At 52.6% G+C, this 17,708-nt stretch carries 14 protein-coding genes; 5 read left to right on the top strand and 9 right to left on the bottom strand.

Features of this window, described 5'->3' with window-relative positions:
* The first annotated feature begins 21 nt into the window (after positions 1–21).
* The 4 genes from sigJ to mctP all read left to right on the top strand — a co-directional run bounded on the left by sigJ (position 22) and on the right by mctP (position 3,381).
* On the top strand, positions 22–894 hold the full coding sequence (sigJ, locus tag FPZ49_RS21825) for an RNA polymerase sigma factor SigJ (protein ID WP_144850927.1): 873 nt from the start codon (positions 22–24) through the stop codon (positions 892–894).
* Positions 895–990: 96 nt separating this feature from the next.
* Positions 991–1,434, top strand: a complete 444-nt coding sequence (locus FPZ49_RS21830; protein WP_144850930.1) for a carboxymuconolactone decarboxylase family protein — start codon at positions 991–993, stop codon at positions 1,432–1,434.
* 159 nt (positions 1,435–1,593) lie between these two features.
* Positions 1,594–1,803, top strand: a complete 210-nt coding sequence (locus FPZ49_RS21835; protein WP_144850933.1) for a DUF3311 domain-containing protein — start codon at positions 1,594–1,596, stop codon at positions 1,801–1,803.
* An 18-nt stretch (positions 1,804–1,821) separates the two neighbouring features.
* The gene (gene mctP, locus FPZ49_RS21840; RefSeq protein ID WP_144850935.1) at positions 1,822–3,381 is read left to right on the top strand and encodes a monocarboxylate uptake permease MctP; all 1,560 of its coding nucleotides are present in this window, start codon (positions 1,822–1,824) and stop codon (positions 3,379–3,381) included.
* A 121-nt stretch (positions 3,382–3,502) separates the two neighbouring features.
* Here the strand turns inward: mctP and FPZ49_RS21845 are convergent, their stop codons facing one another.
* The 4 genes from FPZ49_RS21845 to FPZ49_RS21860 all read right to left on the bottom strand — a co-directional run bounded on the left by FPZ49_RS21845 (position 3,503) and on the right by FPZ49_RS21860 (position 11,291).
* Complete coding sequence (locus FPZ49_RS21845) at positions 3,503–8,959, bottom strand: hemoblobin-interacting domain-containing protein (RefSeq protein WP_144850937.1); 5,457 nt, start codon at positions 8,957–8,959, stop codon at positions 3,503–3,505.
* Positions 8,960–9,204: 245 nt separating this feature from the next.
* Complete coding sequence (locus FPZ49_RS21850; protein WP_144850940.1) at positions 9,205–9,903, bottom strand: DUF3105 domain-containing protein; 699 nt, start codon at positions 9,901–9,903, stop codon at positions 9,205–9,207.
* Between the two features lie 138 nt (positions 9,904–10,041).
* Entirely contained in the window at positions 10,042–10,959 is a 918-nt protein-coding gene (locus FPZ49_RS21855) for an aldo/keto reductase (protein WP_144850943.1), read from the bottom strand.
* 116 nt (positions 10,960–11,075) lie between these two features.
* On the bottom strand, positions 11,076–11,291 hold the full coding sequence (locus FPZ49_RS21860) for a hypothetical protein (RefSeq protein WP_144850946.1): 216 nt from the start codon (positions 11,289–11,291) through the stop codon (positions 11,076–11,078).
* A gap of 580 nt (positions 11,292–11,871) precedes the next feature.
* Between FPZ49_RS21860 and FPZ49_RS21865 the strand changes: the two genes are divergently transcribed.
* Positions 11,872–12,069 (top strand): CDGSH iron-sulfur domain-containing protein, encoded by a 198-nt coding sequence (locus FPZ49_RS21865; protein WP_144850948.1) that lies wholly within the window; start codon positions 11,872–11,874, stop codon positions 12,067–12,069.
* Positions 12,070–12,126: 57 nt separating this feature from the next.
* Here FPZ49_RS21865 and FPZ49_RS21870 read toward each other — a convergent pair whose 3' ends face one another.
* From FPZ49_RS21870 to FPZ49_RS21890, 5 genes are all read right to left on the bottom strand, one after another.
* A complete protein-coding gene (locus tag FPZ49_RS21870; protein ID WP_144850951.1) occupies positions 12,127–13,041 on the bottom strand; it encodes a DMT family transporter in 915 nt (304 codons plus the stop codon).
* Between the two features lie 176 nt (positions 13,042–13,217).
* Positions 13,218–14,597, bottom strand: a complete 1,380-nt coding sequence (locus FPZ49_RS21875; RefSeq protein ID WP_144850954.1) for an ABC transporter substrate-binding protein — start codon at positions 14,595–14,597, stop codon at positions 13,218–13,220.
* Positions 14,598–14,661: 64 nt separating this feature from the next.
* Positions 14,662–15,486, bottom strand: coding sequence for a carbohydrate ABC transporter permease (locus FPZ49_RS21880; protein WP_144850957.1), 825 nt, complete (start codon positions 15,484–15,486; stop codon positions 14,662–14,664).
* Positions 15,483–16,445, bottom strand: coding sequence for a carbohydrate ABC transporter permease (locus FPZ49_RS21885; RefSeq protein WP_144850960.1), 963 nt, complete (start codon positions 16,443–16,445; stop codon positions 15,483–15,485). Before FPZ49_RS21885 ends, FPZ49_RS21880 begins: the two co-directional genes overlap by 4 nt.
* A gap of 150 nt (positions 16,446–16,595) precedes the next feature.
* Positions 16,596–17,678 carry an Imm26 family immunity protein gene (locus FPZ49_RS21890; RefSeq protein ID WP_144850962.1) on the bottom strand — a complete coding sequence of 361 codons (1,083 nt, stop codon included), beginning with the start codon at positions 17,676–17,678 and terminating at the stop codon, positions 16,596–16,598.
* Positions 17,679–17,708: the final 30 nt, after the last annotated feature.

Below are 17,708 nucleotides of genomic sequence, written 5' to 3' on the forward strand. Positions count from 1 at the left end.
TCTGGAGGGCCATCGATCCCTATGAATCTGGAAACGTTATACCGCACTTATAAATCCCTGCTGCTTTCCGTCGCCTACCGGATGCTGGGCTCCATCTCCGAGGCCGAGGATGCTGTACAGGACGTCTTTATCGCGCTGAGGGAGGTCAACCTCGAATCCCTGCTTCATCCCAAAGCTTATTTGGTCAAAATGATCACGAACCACTCCCTGAACCAGCTTAAATCCTCCAAGCGCAAAAGAGAGCTCTACGTCGGAACTTGGCTTCCAGAGCCGTTCATTACGACTAGCGCCGAAGATCCTTCGGAGGAGTTGGTGCGCCAGGAAAGCTTTGGCTATGCGCTGCTGGTGATGCTGCAGGAGCTGACGCCGCCGGAGCGGGCGGTATTTATTTTGCGCGAATCCGTGGGCTTCACGTATGAGGAGATTGCCGAGATGCTGGCCAAAACCGAAGCCTCCTGCCGCAAGCTGTACAGCCGCGCCAAGGCGAAGCTCGATCCAGAGCGGCCACACGACGTAGAAGCGTCACCAAAGCAAGCGGAAGCGTATGTCCAAGCATTCGTGAAAGCCGTGGAAAGCGGGCAGTTTGAGCCTTTTATCAATCTGCTGATGGAAAACGCCGTGCTGTTCAGCGATGGCGGAGGCAAGGTCCGCGCGGCCATCTTTCCCATCGTGGGCAAGAAGCGCATCGTGGGCTTTATCGAGGGCATTCGCGCCAAGGGCAGCTTGATCGGCGAGTTGCGACAAGTATGGATCAGCGGCCAGCCTGGTTTATTGCTGCTGCGTGAGAGTATGCCTCCATTGGCCTTCTGCTTCCAGCTCTCCGCTGACCAAGAACACATCCAATCCGTTTATGTTTTGGCAAATCCGGAGAAATTGAGGCACATCCAAAATTAATTTTCGAAAAAAAGCTGCTCTTGTGTCACAAAATCACGGCCTTCGTTGTCTTAGCTCATGAAAGAAAAATAAGACCTTAAACGGAGGGATTTCACCATGCAAACTAGAATCAATAATGTAGCAGTAAATCCGGAAGCTTACCAAACCATGCTGAAGCTTGAAGGCTTCATTAAAGCGTCTGGACTCGATCCGATTTTATACGAGCTGATCAAAATCCGCGCCTCCCAAATTAACGGCTGCGCCTTCTGCCTCGACATGCATACAAAAGATATTCGCAAGATGGGCGAATCCGAGCAGCGGGTTAACCTGATCAGCGTCTGGAGAGAAGCCCCCTTCTTTACCGATAAGGAAAAAGCCGCGCTAGAGCTGACCGAGGCCGTCACGCGCATCGCCGATCACGGGGTGCCGCAAGCGTTGTTCGATAAGGTGAGCGAGCAATTTTCCCAGTCCGAAATCGTTACTTTGATTATGGCCATCAACACCATCAACAGCTGGAACCGCCTCGCCATTACAGCCGGTATGTTCCCGGGCTGCATGTAACTTTAAAGCTCATATGAAATCAAGAGCAGTCCGTCTCTTTCGGGAGAACGGGCTGTTTTTTTCTTTCTACAAAGGGAAATTTAGGTATTGACGAAACCGCTTTCATGAAGCAATATTTTGTTAGGCTCACACACTTTTGAAAGGAGCGTGACATGAACCATGCCCAATCCATCGACGGAAAAAAAGGCCGGCCGCGGGTGGTATCTTCTCCTGATCCTCCCCTTCCTCGCTATGCTGTGGCCTGCATCCTACTCGACTGCCGAGCCCACCTTGATCGGGATGCCGTTCTTTTACTGGTATCAGATGCTGTGGGTTATTATCAGCGCCTTATTAACGGTTGTCGTATATTTCGCTACGAAGCGAAAATAAGAAGGAGAAGAAGTCACTATGAACATTAACTGGACTGCCTTTATCGTGTTCTTACTGTTCTTTCTGTTCGTAACAGTGCTCGGCTTTTATTCCTCCCGCTGGCGTAAAGGGAATCTGGACCTGCTCGATGAATGGGGCTTGGGCGGCAGACGGTTCGGAACGATCATCACGTGGTTTTTGCTCGGAGGCGATTTGTATACGGCCTATACGTTTATCGCGGTTCCAGCCTCAATGTACGGAAAGGGCGCCATCGGATTTTTCGCGGTTCCCTATACGATTCTAATCTATCCGCTCGTCTTTATCGTGATGCCGCGCCTGTGGTCTGTGGCCAAGAAGCACGGCTATATTACCGCCGCTGACTTCGTTCGTGGACGGTTTGAAAGCGATACGCTCGCTTTGACGGTCGCCATCACAGGGATTTTGGCCACCATGCCATACATAGCGCTTCAACTCGTAGGGATGCAAGCGGTTCTCGATGCCATGGGCTTCACCGGAACTGGATTCATGCATGACCTGCCGCTCATCATCGCCTTCCTCGTCCTCGCGCTGTACACCTTCAACAGCGGACTTCGGGCGCCTGCGGCTATTGCCATCGTCAAGGACTTGATGATCTATATCACCGTGATTGCCGCTGTGATTTACATCCCGTACAAGCTCGGCGGGTTCGGTCCGATCTTTGACGCCGCCGCTGCGAAGCATAAAGCCGCTGTGCTGTTAGGACCCAAAACGTATGCGCCTTATGCGACACTTGCCCTTGGCTCTGCACTGGCGCTGTTCCTGTATCCGCATTCCTTGATTGGGATTTTCAGCTCCAGCAGCCGCAATGTCATTAAGCGGAACTCCGCTCTGCTGCCGGCGTACTCCTTCGTCCTTGGCATCATTGCCCTGCTCGGCTTCATGGCGATTGCCGCGGGCATCACGACGAAAGACGGGAACGCCGCCATTCCAGAGTTGTTCCTGCGCATGTTCCCGGATTGGTTCTCGGGCTTTGCCTTTGCCGCCATCGGCGTAGGGGCTCTCGTTCCCGCGGCCATCATGTCCATCGCTGCAGCCAACCTGTTCTCCCGCAGCATTTATAAAGTATACTTCAATAAGCAAGCCACAGAAAAGCAAGAGTCCAGTGCGGCCAAGTGGGTTTCGCTGGTGGTGAAGATCGGCGCGCTGCTGTTCATTTTCTTAATGAATACGCAGGATGCCATCAACCTTCAGCTGCTCGGGGGCATCTGGATTCTGCAGACGCTGCCTGCCATCATTGTCGGCCTCTACACCAAGTGGCTGAACCGCTGGGCGATGGTGCTCGGCTGGCTGGTCGGCATGGTGTACGGCACCTATATGGCCGCCTCCACCGGCTACGGCAACCAGTTCAAGCTGCCATTCGGCCTCTCCGGCGATACGACGGTTTATTCCGGACTGTACGCCCTCGTGTTGAACTTCATTGTGGCCATTGTCTTGACCTTCATCTTCCGCGCATTGGGCGTCAGCAACGGGAAGGATGAAACGGTGTCCGAGGATTATCATTTTGACATTCCGGAGGATCAGCCGGTGTCCAACAACATCGGTCACGGCCGTCACGTATAAAGCAAATAGCGGAGTCCGCAGCAGATTGCGGCTCCGCTTTCTTTTTGAGTGCTTTAGCCCTGAAAATGTGTGACCAAAGGAGGGATGGGTACGGGATTCCAGTCTCTGCAGCTCTAAGCAACTATAGTTGCTTAACCTTAAACTCTACGGTGCCTGTCTCGACATGATACTTAACGTCCTTCACTTCTTCCAGCTTACCATCATCTGTACGGTAGTAAATAACGATCTTCTTCGGATTCTCCCCAGGCTTCAGCGCGTAAGGCACTTCCACCTTCAAGTCGTTGCCGTCGAGCTTCGTTAGGTTCGTGCCATCGACGTTCAGCTTGAACTCATACACCGTGCTCGCGCTGTTCGGCTCTTTGGCAACAGAAAGCTCCAGCACCGCCGTCGAAGACAGGTCTTTGCTTTTCTTTAACAGATCCGGGTTCATCGACACTTTGGCAAAAGCGCTATCCGCGAAGATTTCTTTGATTTTTTTATCATCCGCGTACTGTACCTGCTGGGCGGGCAGCCGCACATCCAGCTTCGCCGCTCCATCGGTATGCAGCACTTGGAGGTTCACCGTCCGATCCGCCGCATGATCGATGGCGGAGTGCAGCTCGCCCGCTGGAATCACGGCAGAGGCTACGCCGCTAATGATGGGCGCCACCACGGTTACGGTAGATTCTGCCGGTGTCGACAGTTCCGCTGGGGTCACGGTCACGCTAGTCGATACCATCGCCTCCGCCCCCATGCCGTCTGCGACTTTAAGGCTCATCGGGTACTCGCCCGGTGCAAGCGGAAGCCAATGAAGCGTTCCTGTTGCCGCATCCAGCGTGGCATCCGCCGGCAAATCCATTCCGCTGTACTCCAAAGCATCCCCATCCGCATCCACCGCATGAACCGTGAACGACACCTCCTGCCCCAGCTGCACTTGAACGGCTGGAATCGCATCCAGAACTGGAGCCTGATTCGCCGGTTTGTCCTGCAGCGACACCATGACATAGCCATTGTTCGATGTAAATGGTACCGAGATCCCGTCCATCATGACTGAAGTCACATTCGGCGCATAGACGATCACCGTTGCGTTCTGCACGCTCCTCAATGGCTCGTAGCCGATAGTTAAGGTTCCACCAGATACTGTTGTAGCAACTGACCCGACAAATGCGGGGTTCAGGTTATGCCCTTTGACGAACAGGTAGCTGACTTTTCCACTTTCCGCCACCGAATTATGGTATATATAATCGCTGAAGCCGTTGGTCAAGCCCACCATGAAGCTGCTGTCATCCAACCGCGTCACACCGGCGATCTTACTGCTGCCGTTGACCGGCTCGAGGATGGAGACGAACGAAACGCCCAAGCCATTGACACGGTTAATGACTGTATCATAGTACGTGTCAATCTGGGTGGCCGGACCCGGCAGCTCGCCAACAATCACATTGGAGGCGGCATTGTTCAGCCCGATGACGCGGAGCCCGGTGCCCTGATCGTTCGTCCAGGTCCCGCTCCACACCCCATCCTGCTGCCCTTGCCGTGTATTACGCAAATATTGATACCCGTTCGCTGTCCCAATCGAACTAGGAGCCACGCTGCTCATCGTCATATCGGTTTGGAAGCTGCCCAATCCATGCAGCATCCAATCGTATTGATGCACACCTGTGGTTGAGCTTACATTGAAGAAGTCGACCGCATAATCGTTCGTCAACGCCAGCGTACGTTCATATTGATTCACGCCATTGTAGACGTGATTCGCCGTGTTCGTGCTGATCGCCAGACGTTTGGAGTCCAGGAACATCGTCGTCGGATCGTAGCTTTCGTTCTCGCCCACTTTGTAAATCGCCTGATCCTGACCATCCACCAGCACGGTGTTATGGCTGAATGTCTTTTTGTAATACTCGTTGTAGAGCGAGATGCCGTACGTCGCCGTGCTGCCGAAGTCCGGTGCCAAGCGCGTACCTTGCCCATAAAAATCCAGATTCAGCTTGTCAAAATGTCCATGCGACTCCCCATGCATCCCGTAATCTACAAGGGCGTACATTTCATCCTGTCCCGTGCCGGATCGGAGTACCGCATGCCCGATGCCTTCAAAATTTTTGCTCCCCAGCTGTAAAGGTGGGGCCGGCGTAATCTCATTCGGTCCGTAAAAGACCGCCTGCTCCCCGATATACGAATCCACATTGCTGTCACTCGGATCCAGCTTGCCGCCGCGAATCTGGTGATGGTCGTTGTAAATCATGCTCAGCAGCGACTCATACTCCGGAAGATGCGCGTAGCCAGGATCGTAATTCTTATAATGCGCATACACGCCTTCATAATCGACCGGCGGCACATGCTTCTCGTCACCGACCAGCGATGATGGATAGCCTCCAGAGTCGTTGTTGTTACTGACGCCCAGATCCGGATACACATAGCCGAGCGTAACCTCGAACATCTTTTTGAAACTCGGGTTGGCGTACATATCCCGCTCCGGATGGGCTGAACTCAGCACATGACTGAGCGCCTCGGCCTGCATGAATAGGGCGCCTTGAACATAGAAGTGATAGCCGATCGCCCCTTCCAGCCAGAAGCCGTCGGATAGCACACTGTTCTGCATTTGGTAGAGGAAGCCGCTTTTTCCGTTAATCGAGACGTCCATGAGCGAGTTATCGCTGAGCAGCACACCAATGATGCCGATGGCCGCATTGTGCCACGTTTGGAAGTTCGAGGTGCCGTTATCCACTTGCTTCAGCGTTTCGGCGGACGGCTTGAACAGGTTCATTTCGATCTCGAACTGGTCGTCGGTTGTGAACAGGCCGCTTTTCACCGTTAAATCGTAGGCTTGCGCGAGCTTAATGATCTGTACCGCTTCGTCCAGCGATTGCCAATACAGTCGACCGTTACGCGATTGCAGCGGATAGCTCGGATAGTACTTGGCGTAAGCCAGCAAAATTTCTCTCGTCTTCTGCGCATACCGCGGATCATCCGTCAAGGCATACGCTACGGCTAGCGCCTTGGCTGCATCGATATTTTTGCGGTGTGTGGTGGATCGCCATGCAAAATCGTAGTCGCCGCCGCTGTACACTTTTCCGTCATCCGGGCAAATGTGGTTGTGCGGTTCATTGTAGTCATAGATGAGCGGTGTATCCCCGCAGTAGTACCAAATCGAGTGCCCTCCCGGCCGATCGGGATAATAAATGGCGGTATTTAGCCAAATATCGGCCTTGGTCTTCACGGCGGTCAAATAATCCTTCGCCCACGCGTACTGGCTCACCTTAGCTTTCGCCTGCGCAAGCTGGTCACTCGTGACCATCGTATTCGGATGCCCCCCAGCCGTAGACGCCCAAGCCACCACGTTCGACTGCAGCTTCACGGAAATCTCACTGCCATCGGTATTCGAAGTGACCTTCAGCACGCCGACCTTCGTCTCATACACAGCCGCCGTACTCGGGACCTTCACATGCACATCGACTTGCAGCTCGCCGCCAGGAGCAACCTGCTCCGTTGTACTAGGGAAGGAAACCGTGTAAGAGCTGTCGAAGCTGGTCAGCCCCGGATTCAGAGCCAGCTGATACGAGGTCGGGGCATTCGATTTATTCGTGAGCGTAAACGTATAATCCAGATCCATGTCCGGCTTGGCATTGCGGATGATGCTGTCGGTCGATACGTCGATAACCTTTTTCGTTAACACCATATCGTCAAAATACATCTCGAGCGACGTGTCCAGCGGCGGATCGTTCGCATACCAGCGGGGATGAATGATCAGACGGCGGTATTCGGCAAACGTGGTGCGAGACGTAGACTTGGTAAATTTGGAGAGTGGAATGGTAATCTTTTTCCAGCCAACCCAATCTACTTTATACGGTGCGATAAAATAATCATAACCCGACGCTGTATTGTTATCGCAGTCGATGATGATGTAGATATTGTTTCCGGTCGCTTTGCCCGAGTACGCCCATACCTCCAGCTGGTCGTACTGACTCCAGTCGGCGGTAATGTCGTTGACGTTCATTGCAGACGCCGGATTGCTCCATTTGGCTGAATTGACGCCTTCTTTCACATGGATCGTATCAAGCACTCGATTGGTCCAGCCGGCGAACGTCTCCGAATTGGTAATGGCCGGCCGACTGTCGGAAATGATAGAGTAGTAAAATGTAGACTCCGCGCTCTCTTCCCCGTTTTTGACGGCCTTGGCAATCATCTGTGTGCTTCCTTTTACGGTAATCGGCCCGGTGTACGGGATAAATTCGGTATCCACACCGTCGATCTTATAGTAGACAGCCGCCTGCACCGTCGAAGAACTCAGCGCAACCTGAATGTTCGACGGATACTGCTTGGAGGGATGATCGGCCATCACGGGCGCCACGCCCGCTACAGGAGCTTCGACCGTCTGTGTGACCACCGCTTGCGAATAGCCCGCCGCATTCACACGGACATCGTAGGCTTTCGCCGTACTGAACAAGCTGCTATCCAAATAGATACCACCTGGTGCAACAAGGTACGTTGAACCAGTGACCGTAGCTCCATCTACCGTGATGCCGGTGATCGACGAACGCCAAGCGGGATCATCAGCAAAAGTCAGATCCACCGAAGCTCCGAGCGTATTATTCGTCGTGTCCGGTGTCAACACGGGAGCGGCTTTAAGCGCCTGATTCACGACTACTTGATCGACTCGCGCGTTGAAGTACCCGTTCGCTGAAACGACGATTTTGTACGTTTTTGCAGTAGGGAAGGCTGTGGACGCAATCCTGATTATCCCGTCTGAGATACTGTAAGCGCTTGAACTGAGCGCCGTGCCGTCTACCGTAATGCCTGTAATGCTGCTCTGCCATAACGGATCAGCCGAGAAAGTGAGGTCCATCGGGCTTTGTACCGTATTGCCGTCCATATCTGCTGCTAGCACCGGAGTCGCTCCGACCACTTCGCGCGCCGACACGTTATCGATGTAGAACGTAGACACGTTCGAGCTCCCGGTTGAAAACTGAATCGTATCCAGCGCCGTCGTATTCGTAAATGCCGCCTGGGACACGACAAGCGCTCCGTTCACGTAAATATCGTACGTTTTCGCCGCCGCATCGGCTTCCAGCCGCAGCTTGTACCAAGCGTTTGTTGGCAGCGTAACCCCTGGCGCGGTCGTTTGCAGGCTGGTGCCGTACTTTAGAGCAGAGCTGTTTAGTGAGTTGCGGATGAGTTGCGCGCCAGTATTATCAAGGAGATTCATCTCCACAATCGCAGAAGCAGCGGATGAGGTGCTGTATATGCTCGCTTCGGCGACGACCTTGCTGATCGTGGACGGATTCGTGGTGAATCGCTTCTTGACTCGAACGTACTGGTTATTGATGCCGTCAACGAGCGATAAACTGTTCGATGGGCTTACCTGCTGGGCGTTCGAGATGAGCGCATTCAGCGTCGGACCGGCCGTGGCCCCCGTCCCTCCCACCGTTACCGTATAGTCGGCCAATTGGCCGCTCACCGGAGCACTTCCACTAGCCAGACTGTCAAAATTGTCGTTAATCGGGGCAGGCGTGTACGCAGCGTACACTTCCCTCCCCTGCGGCACATAAGATGCGAGCAGAGCACATGAGATCGAGACGGCGAGCAGCTTGGAGCGCAGCTTAATCAACTTGAAACCTCCTTCGTGAATGTAGTGGTACGATAGCTACTGCCCCTATCCTAATCCAAACCATTCCGCCCAGAAATGCCCAGCTTGATGGAAACTACCTAATTTTATGCAAGTGATAAAAATGATAACTCGCCATAGAACTGCATATTGACAATCCACTCGCCAAATCGCCATCCGGCCAAAAGTAGTTTATGTGGTAAACAAAATAAAGACAGCCGCATAACGGCTGCCCTTCGCATTTCGCATTACATCGTCCCGCCACCCTGCCGAACTTCCGGCGGAATGACCTCTGGACCGTGATTTAAGAATTGATAAATGAAGGTGCCGGCCTTTGCTTCGTCATAGGCTTTCAGCTCCATTGTTTTCGTCCAAGCCGTGACAACAACCTCGTCACCTGCTGGAATATCTTCGCTAGGCACCGCCAAAATTCCCGAACCGGCTCGGCGGTAATGCGACAGCACCTCGAGCTTATCCTTCAGCTCTGCGCTGGCATCTTTCTTGTAATAAACAATCACATCGCCATGCTCCAGATTGTGGACCAGCTTCTCGTAGGCAGGCTTGTCCTTATAAAAGCCGAATTTCAAATCATGCGGGCTGTGGGCCCCCGACGTTGGAATTTTCAATTCATACTTCACCGGATCATCGGTATGGTCCCGGCCGTAATCTTTATCCGTAGTGACTTGAATGTCGGCCTTATAATTTAACTTCTCCACACTATACTTGCTCGCGGACAGCTGGATAAAATAGACGCCGACCAGCACCAGCGAGACGACCAGCGATAAGTTGGAAAATAGGTTAATTCCTTTGCTCTTTTTCGTCAATGCTGCCTTTTCCGCTTTCTTCAATCGGCTCGTATTCTCGCCCCGAAGCTTCGATGCATAGAAGTACCCCGCGATCGCGGCAGCAAAGAACACTATGCCCACATATAACAGAATGGATGTCATGATTATCGTTTCTCTCCCCCAATACGATGATAGATTTAGTGTATTGTATAGAGGGGCTAAATTCAAGTTTACGAAAAAAAGCAGTCTCCGGTCATGAAACAACCAGAAGCTGCTTTATTTCTACGCTATGAGTCCCTGTTATGGAAGCACATTGCCCGCCGAGCGATAAATCTCGTACCACTCTTGGCGTGTCAGATGAACTTCACTAGCTTTAATGCAATCCGTAATCCGCTCCAGATTCATGGTTCCTGTCACTGGCTGCATGCGAGCTGGATGGCGAAGAAGCCATGCAATCGCAATCGTCGTGCTGCTGACTTCGTATTTGGCGGCGATCTCATCGATCTTCTGATTCAGCTCAGGGAACTTGTCGCTGCCAAGGAAGACGCCTTCGAAGAAGCCGTATTGGAATGGCGACCAAGGCTGGATCGTGATGTCATTCAGCCTGCAGAAATCAAGTACGCTTCCGTCCCGGTTCACGGCCGCTGCATTTTCCATATTCACGTTCATCCCGCTGGTAATCATCGTGGAGTTCGTAATGCTCAGCTGCAGCTGATTGGCCACGAGCGGCTGCTTCACGTACTTTTGGAGCAGCTGGATTTGCATCGGGTTCTGATTGGAAACCCCGAAGTGCCGCACCTTGCCCGAGCTTTCGAGCAGATCAAACGCCTCGGCCACCTCTTCCGGCTCCACCAGCGCATCCGGACGATGCAGCAGCAGAACGTCCAGGTAATCGGTTCTCAGGCGCTTCAGAATGCCGTCTACGGATTCCAAAATATGCTCCTTAGAGAAGTCGAACATCCCTTTGCGAATGCCGCATTTGGATTGCAGAATGATCTTCTCGCGAACAGCATCGTTCATCTGGATCGCATCTGCGAATATTTCCTCGCACGTACCGGCTCCATAAATGTCCGCATGATCAAAGAAGTTCGCGCCCTGCTCCAGCGCCGTTTGGACGAATCGCTCCGCGTCCGGCTTGCTCAGCGACTTAATGCGCATGCAGCCTACGGCAATCACCGGCACTTCCAATGTACTTGTTCCTAGCTTAATCGTTCTCATCGGTGTATATATCCTCCTCCAGGTTAGTGCATCCATGTAGTTTCTATGCTGCTGTCCTACCACATTGTGCCATACCTGAAGGCTGCTTTTCAAATATTATTCTTTAGAAAAATAAGCTAAGCTTTTACCCAACCCACGGATAACGCCCGGTATTCCCATAGGATGCGCTGCACCTCATGAAATCGGCTCTCTTGACATCGGATCAGAACAGCCAGCTCAGGCAGCCTCTCCCTAGTTCGAAACATCCGGGTGAAAAATCGGGATTGAATGGCCCGGATAAACAAATAACCGATCGCAAATCCGCTCAGAGTGGCGATGATTCCCCAGATCAAAGACCCCCACGTAAGGACGAAGCCAATGCTGATTCCAATGACGGAGAGGCCGGTTGCTCCCGCAGCGAGCTAAGGAGATTCATGCCCAAACCCATCCTTCCGCAACACGATCCGGTACAGCTTTAAGCACGCCAGTGTGATGAGCATCAGCCATACCCCTTCCAGATTGGACCACCACGGTTTCCAGCTGCCTGAAAGCTGAATAATGAAGAGCCGCTGAATGAACGATTTAAAAAAGATAAGGACTAAAGCTGAGCCTGCAAAAAATAAGCCCATCGCACAAACCAGCAGTGCTTGGAATGCAGCTCATCCATCGCCCATACCACCACAACGGGAGTGATGATCGTCTTTAAAGATGAAAGAAATAAGGACAATCATATAGCATACAAACAGCATGACCTCCAACCCAGTCCATAAATACTAATCTTGCATGCCAAAAAAGCCCCCAGCACATAACTGGCAGCCACCTCTTTTTATCGACAAAATAAGTAAGCAACCGATCTGCGAATCTGACATTTTCTTTTGTTGACCAAGCGTATAATGAAAATGCTACAAGTATCTTATTTTTCATTAGGAGGTTATGAAAATGGCGGAGATTAAAGTGTTGGATGATGGCCCATTGCTGGCAAGCGGGGTCACGGTAGTGGACGGTGAGGGGAATCCACTGAAAACCAAGGAGCAGGTATACCTCTGTAGATGCGGCCTTTCGGCAAACAAACCTTTCTGTAATGGTGCGCATAAAGGCAAATTGGATAGTAAGGTAAGAGCTCAGCCTTAAAAAAATCGCCCGGCCCTAGGTGCTGTATAGCCTTAGAGACGGGCGATTTGTTTTAAATTAAGATACTTTGATTACTCCTGCGTTCGTCGGTACTTGCGGCTGACGGCGCTTCAGGTTGGCGATCGCCACCCCGGCCAGAATCAGAACTCCGCCGCCGATCTGTGCGGCCCGGATCGGGTCACCCAGCAGGAAGAAGCTGACGATGATCGCGATAAAAGGCGGGATGTTCATAAACATCGCACTGGTGGACGCGCCGACTTCGGCAATCCCCTGGTTCCACCAGAAGCCCGCTAATCCCTGACCGATGACGGCTACACTAATTAGCAGCACCCAAGTCATGATGTGGTGGCTCCAATGAAACGACCCTTGAAACGCCTCGAAGGCGACGGCCGGCGTCATCAGAATCGTCCCGATGACCGTGGAATAAATCGTCACCTCGTAAGAGGTCATGCCATTGGTCAGCTTGCGGATAAACAGAAGGCTGACCGACATACCCAGCATGGCGAGCAGCAAGTACACATCGCCCTTGGAAATGCCCAGCGACTTCCCGCCGTACAGCACGATACACACCACACCGATTAACGCAACAATGGCGCCGAGGAACTTGACCCAGGTCACCTGCTCCTTCAAGAACATCCTGGATAACAGGGTGGTGGCGATCGGTGACAGCGCAACGATCAGCGCGGCATTACCCGCAGTCGAATGCTGCAGCCCGGTGAAATAGAACAGCTGGTTGATCAGCGTGCCGAAAATCCCGGCAAAAAGCAGCAGTCCCCACTCCCGGGACGTTGGACGGCGCAGCGACTTATTGACAGCCGCCACCGAAATTAAGAATAAGGACATGACAACCAAACGTGCAAACGACAATAAAATCGGCGAGAAATCCCGCAGCATATAAGCGCTGGCCACATAGTTACAGCCCCATAGCAGCGATACTCCCCAAAGCTTCCATAAAACAGTACGATCCGGCATCTCTCTGTAGTCTCCTTAGTATGTACTTTCTCTTTTTCGTTGCCTGATTCCCCCTATTATACACCTCATGTGAAGCGTCGTGCTACTAAACTTATTTTAGAAAAATGTTCCCTTTTCGCCAAAAAAGACATGCAAGAGCGCCTTGGATGAACCAAGACGCTCCAATTCCAGCCTATTTATTTTACGGTCTTATTGTAGTCTGCGATTTTGCCGCTGATTTCTTTCGCTGCCGCATCCAGCGCATCCTTCGGCGATTTTTTGCCTGCCAGCGCTTCCTCAATCGCATTCTCGGTAATTTGACGCGCTTCCGGATACACGCCCATGACCGCACCTTGGGTCGCTTTGTTCGGCTTCGTAGCATGCAATTGATCCACAGCCGTTTTAAATTGCGGGTATTTCGTCATATTGTCCTTCACGATCTGTTGGTCGTACGCTTTCTTCGTGATTGGGAAGTAGCCGGTGTTGACCGAGAAGAACGCCTGCTGCTCCGGTGCGGACAAATACTTAATGAATTCCCAGGCTGCCTTTTGCTCCGCTTCGCTCTTGTTGTTCAAGATCCAGTTACTTGCGCCGCCGACTACAACCCCGCCGTCTTTGGCATCCGCTGGCTTCGGCAGATAAGCTGTGCCCACCTCGAACTTGCCGCTTACCGAGTTAACAATCCCACGAAGCGCGGCAGTGGAATCGAGAATCATGGCGACTTGACCTGCAGCGAAGGCTTTCTTCGTATCGTCTGTTTTCCGGCCCAGGTTGATGGCCGCTTTGCTGTCCACGAGGTCCTTCCACCAGGTCAGAGTCTTCACGCCGGCATCGGTGTTCACGTTGGAGGCTGTGGCCAGCTTATCGCGGCCATTGCCATTGTTCAGCAGCTCCGCACCCTGGTTAGCGAAAAATTGCTCCATGAACCAGCCATAGATCGCGAACGATGCGCCGGAAACGTTGTCCTTGCTCAGCTTTTTTGCTGCCGCAGTAATCTCTTCGTACGTTACAGGAGGCTTTTCCGGGTCGAGACCAGCCGCTTTGAACATGTCCTTGTTATAGTACAGAATCGGGTTCGACGTGTTAAACGGCATCGAATACAGCTTGCCATCAAGCGTGTAGTAGCCCGTAATGTTGCTTTCGAGCGAAGACGTGTCGTATTTTTCTGCGTCAATGAACTTTTGAACCGGGGTAATGGCTTTCGAGTCGATCATATAGCGGCTGCCGATTTCGTACACTTGAATGATGGAAGGACCGGAGTTGGAATCCATCGAAGCTTTCATTTTCGTCAAGCTTTCATCGTACGAGCCTTGGAATATGGCTTCCACTTGAATATCCTTGTGCGCCGCATTAAAATCGGCTACCAGCTTGTCAATCGCTTTACCGTTATCGCCGCCCATGGCATGCCACCAAACGACTTTTTGTACCCCGCCGGTCGAAGCGCCAGCCGATTTGCTGCTGTCCGTGGATGCTGCTGCTTCCTTCGCTGGTTCGCCGTTGCCGCAAGCCCCTAACAGCATCATGGCAGCCAAAGTTGCAGGAATGATTGCTTTGCGAGTGTTGAGTACAGTTTTCATGGGTAAAAGTCGCTCCTTTAATCTATTTGTTTATAGGGTGAGACGGAAATCTTAATTTAAGTGATTAGCCTTTTACCGCACCGGCGGTCATGCCCCGGACCAATTGCTTCAGTCCCAGCACCAGCAGCAGAAGCGATGGCAGCAATATGATGACCACCCCAGCGAGCACAGCGCTCCATGAGGTAAACTCCTCCGACTGCATCATGCTCACTCCGATTTGGACGGTGCGCATTTTGGGACTGTTGGTGACGAGGAGCGGCCACATGTAGGTGTTCCAAGCGTTCAAGAACGAGTACACTGCGACGGTGGCCAGAGCCGGTCTCGCCAACGGCAGTACGATCAGCGCATACGTGCGCCAATGGCCGCAGCCGTCCATCCGCGCCGCCTCGAACAGCTCACCCGGCAGCTGGAGGAAAAACTGCCGCAGCAAAAAGGTGCTGAACGCCGAAGCGAGGAACGGTACGATCATCGCGGGATATGTATCCAGCCATCCCCATGCGCGTACGGTCAAATAGTTTGGGATCATCGTCACTTCCCACGGGATCATCATGGTGGAGAGAAACAGTGCAAACCAGAACGGCTTCCCCGCAAACCGGATATTGGCGAACGCATAGGCGGACAAGCTTCCCAGCAGCAAATGTCCGAGCGTGATCGATAAGGCGATGATCAAGCTGTTGCCCATAAACCGGGCGATCGGTACGAAGTGCAGCACCGCACGAAAATTGTCCCAGTACAGCTGGTGGGGAACTAGCGCCGGCGGATAGCTCATCGCTTCGCTTTGCGTCATGAACGCCGTCAGAAACGCATACAGCACGGGGTACAAAATGACCGCCGCGAGCAAGGTCAACAGCGTGTACTGCAGGACGGTTACCGCGCGCAGGCTTTTCATCGGTAATGCACCTTCCTCTCGAGCACGGCAAATTGAAATAGCGTTAAGAGGAGCACGATGACGAACAGCACAAGCGCCTCCGCACTCGCCGGACCGAATCGGTAGTTGACGAACGCTTCACGGAAAATCGAGTAGACGAACACGTCGGTCGTATGGATGGGGCCGCCCTTCGTCATGATGTGGAACTGGCCGAACGCCTGAAGCGAATGAATGATCGACACCACCAGTGTGAAAAAGAGTGTCGGCGACAGCAGCGGCAGCGTGATCGTCCGAAATGCAGTGAACCTCCCTGCCCCGTCGATCGTCGCGCTCTCGATCATGTCGGACGGGATCGCTTGAATGCCGCTTAGCAGCACGATATACGTGAAGCCGAGATTCATCCAGATGGTCATCCCCGATACGGAGTAGAGCGCCCAGGTCGGATCTGACAGCCATGCGATGCCTGGCATGCCAGCCAGCTTCAAGAAGTAATTGAACATACCGGCTGTCGGATGGAACAGCAGGTTCCAGATGACCGCGCCCGTACCTACCGAGATCGCCACCGGGAGCGAAAACACCGTTTGGAACAGCTTCATCCCCGGCCGCACCACGGACGTTAAAGATGCTAGCACCAGCGCCAACAAAATCCCCGTGGGAATCGTCAGCAGCGCAAACTTGCCGGTTACCGCCAAGCTTTGATAGAACGCCTCGGAGGTGAAGATCGCCTTAAAGTTGTCGAGCCCGGCAAAATCCACCACCTTCCCCCGTGGATTCGTCACCTGCATGCTTAGATATACCGTGCGCAGCAGCGGATAAAAGCAGAACACGGCGAACACCGCAAGCGATGGAGCCAGAAACAGCAGTCCGAGCCCCGTCTCCCTCATGAGCTGCAACTTGATCAAAGCAGATTTACGACGAGGGATCAGTCTCGCATTTTGCCCAGGCTTGGATGCCACCAGCGTCTCTTCGAGCGTACTCATGTGAGATAACCTCCTTTTTCTAAGGAGTAGATTAAACGCTGCATGTACGGGGATTGTCATCTAAAGATTAAAAAATAGTAAATTAAAAGTTAAGAAATAGTAAATTCCATGCATGAAAAAAGCCCCGCCGCAGTCGGCAGAGCCTTTGTACTACTCACTTAATGTAATTTTCGCATGCTCCAAATCGCCGCTGAGGATCAACGTTTTCTGGATCGTACTCAAGCCGATTTTCGGGTCTACGACGCTGCAAAGAATCCTCATCTCTCCGCTCGAAATATCTCCGCCGTTACAATCGCCGTTATTGGTTTCCCGCAATTGTTCTCCAAGCAGCTTCTCGATTCGAAACCTTCGGTGCAGCTCATCTGCCGTCCCTTTCCCATCCCCTTCGAGCGGGTAGATAACCGTGAGGGTCCGATATTCCTCCGGCTCCAGCATTTCATATCCGTCGGATTTCAGCTTCGCTTCCATATTCTCGATGGCCATAGACTCCGTAATGTCTTCATGGAGGTTAAAATTCGCATATTTTGCCTTCGCGCCAACCCGGCCCTCTTGGACGTATAGCTTGCGTTCTCTTGCCGTTACCCGAGTGAAAAAAGGCGGTTGATTTAGATCTGGGCCCCTCTTAATCATGATTAACTCTTCAGGCTCCACCTTGGCGATTGGCTTGGACAAAAATTGCTTCAGCGGCATCCCGTCCGGATTCGCCTGTGCGTCCCACATACTGCCTTTGAACAGCATTTTGCCGTAAAACTCATTCCACTCCCCGCTCTGAAACCGGAACGCAGCAACAAATTCAAACCCGCCTGTAAAGGTAGACCAGGTGCGAAGATTCGGAAGGCTCCCTTCACTGGCAAGCTTGAGCTCCTCTGGAGAGGAGGAACGCACCCAAGTACCGTCATATCGGAGAACGCTGGTGCCTCCCTTGCTTTCATCCATAAGCACGTAATCAGGCAGCACGATCGCATCCGCCGGAATCAGCTCGTTGCCGATAATCGTCCAGCTCCCATACTCGATGTCTCCGGAAACGAGGTTGGCAATCGCCAGGATCGGCTCATTCACGACCCGTGATGCGAGTGAAAGCTCCGGGGTAGCATAGTCATACAAGACATACAGCATATCAAAATGCTCCGGAGTAGCCGGCGCTACAATTTGCCCGTAGCAGTACAGTCCATTTTCCAGCTTGAAGGTGAATACATCCCCCAAGCGCGGCTTGATCTTTTTTTTCTTGCTCATACTACAAACACCCGCTCTTAATTCATGATA

The organism is Paenibacillus cremeus, assembly GCF_007786445.1.
Taxonomy (GTDB): Bacteria; Bacillota; Bacilli; order Paenibacillales; family NBRC-103111; genus Paenibacillus_G; species Paenibacillus_G cremeus.

What these genes read in the sequence shown, in the direction of transcription:
- FPZ49_RS21855 (WP_144850943.1), bottom strand. Translation starts at nt 10,959, where the DNA reads ATGAGAACGATTAAGCTAGGAACAAGTACATTGGAAGTGCCGGTGATT.
- FPZ49_RS21835 (WP_144850933.1), top strand. Translation starts at nt 1,594, where the DNA reads ATGCCCAATCCATCGACGGAAAAAAAGGCCGGCCGCGGGTGGTATCTT.
- FPZ49_RS21850 (WP_144850940.1), bottom strand. Translation starts at nt 9,903, where the DNA reads ATGACATCCATTCTGTTATATGTGGGCATAGTGTTCTTTGCTGCCGCG.
- FPZ49_RS21875 (WP_144850954.1), bottom strand. Translation starts at nt 14,597, where the DNA reads ATGAAAACTGTACTCAACACTCGCAAAGCAATCATTCCTGCAACTTTG.
- mctP (WP_144850935.1), top strand. Translation starts at nt 1,822, where the DNA reads ATGAACATTAACTGGACTGCCTTTATCGTGTTCTTACTGTTCTTTCTG.
- sigJ (WP_144850927.1), top strand. Translation starts at nt 22, where the DNA reads ATGAATCTGGAAACGTTATACCGCACTTATAAATCCCTGCTGCTTTCC.
- FPZ49_RS21870 (WP_144850951.1), bottom strand. Translation starts at nt 13,041, where the DNA reads ATGCCGGATCGTACTGTTTTATGGAAGCTTTGGGGAGTATCGCTGCTA.
- FPZ49_RS21880 (WP_144850957.1), bottom strand. Translation starts at nt 15,486, where the DNA reads ATGAAAAGCCTGCGCGCGGTAACCGTCCTGCAGTACACGCTGTTGACC.
- FPZ49_RS21830 (WP_144850930.1), top strand. Translation starts at nt 991, where the DNA reads ATGCAAACTAGAATCAATAATGTAGCAGTAAATCCGGAAGCTTACCAA.
- FPZ49_RS21865 (WP_144850948.1), top strand. Translation starts at nt 11,872, where the DNA reads ATGAAAATGGCGGAGATTAAAGTGTTGGATGATGGCCCATTGCTGGCA.
- FPZ49_RS21885 (WP_144850960.1), bottom strand. Translation starts at nt 16,445, where the DNA reads ATGAGTACGCTCGAAGAGACGCTGGTGGCATCCAAGCCTGGGCAAAAT.
- FPZ49_RS21890 (WP_144850962.1), bottom strand. Translation starts at nt 17,678, where the DNA reads ATGAGCAAGAAAAAAAAGATCAAGCCGCGCTTGGGGGATGTATTCACC.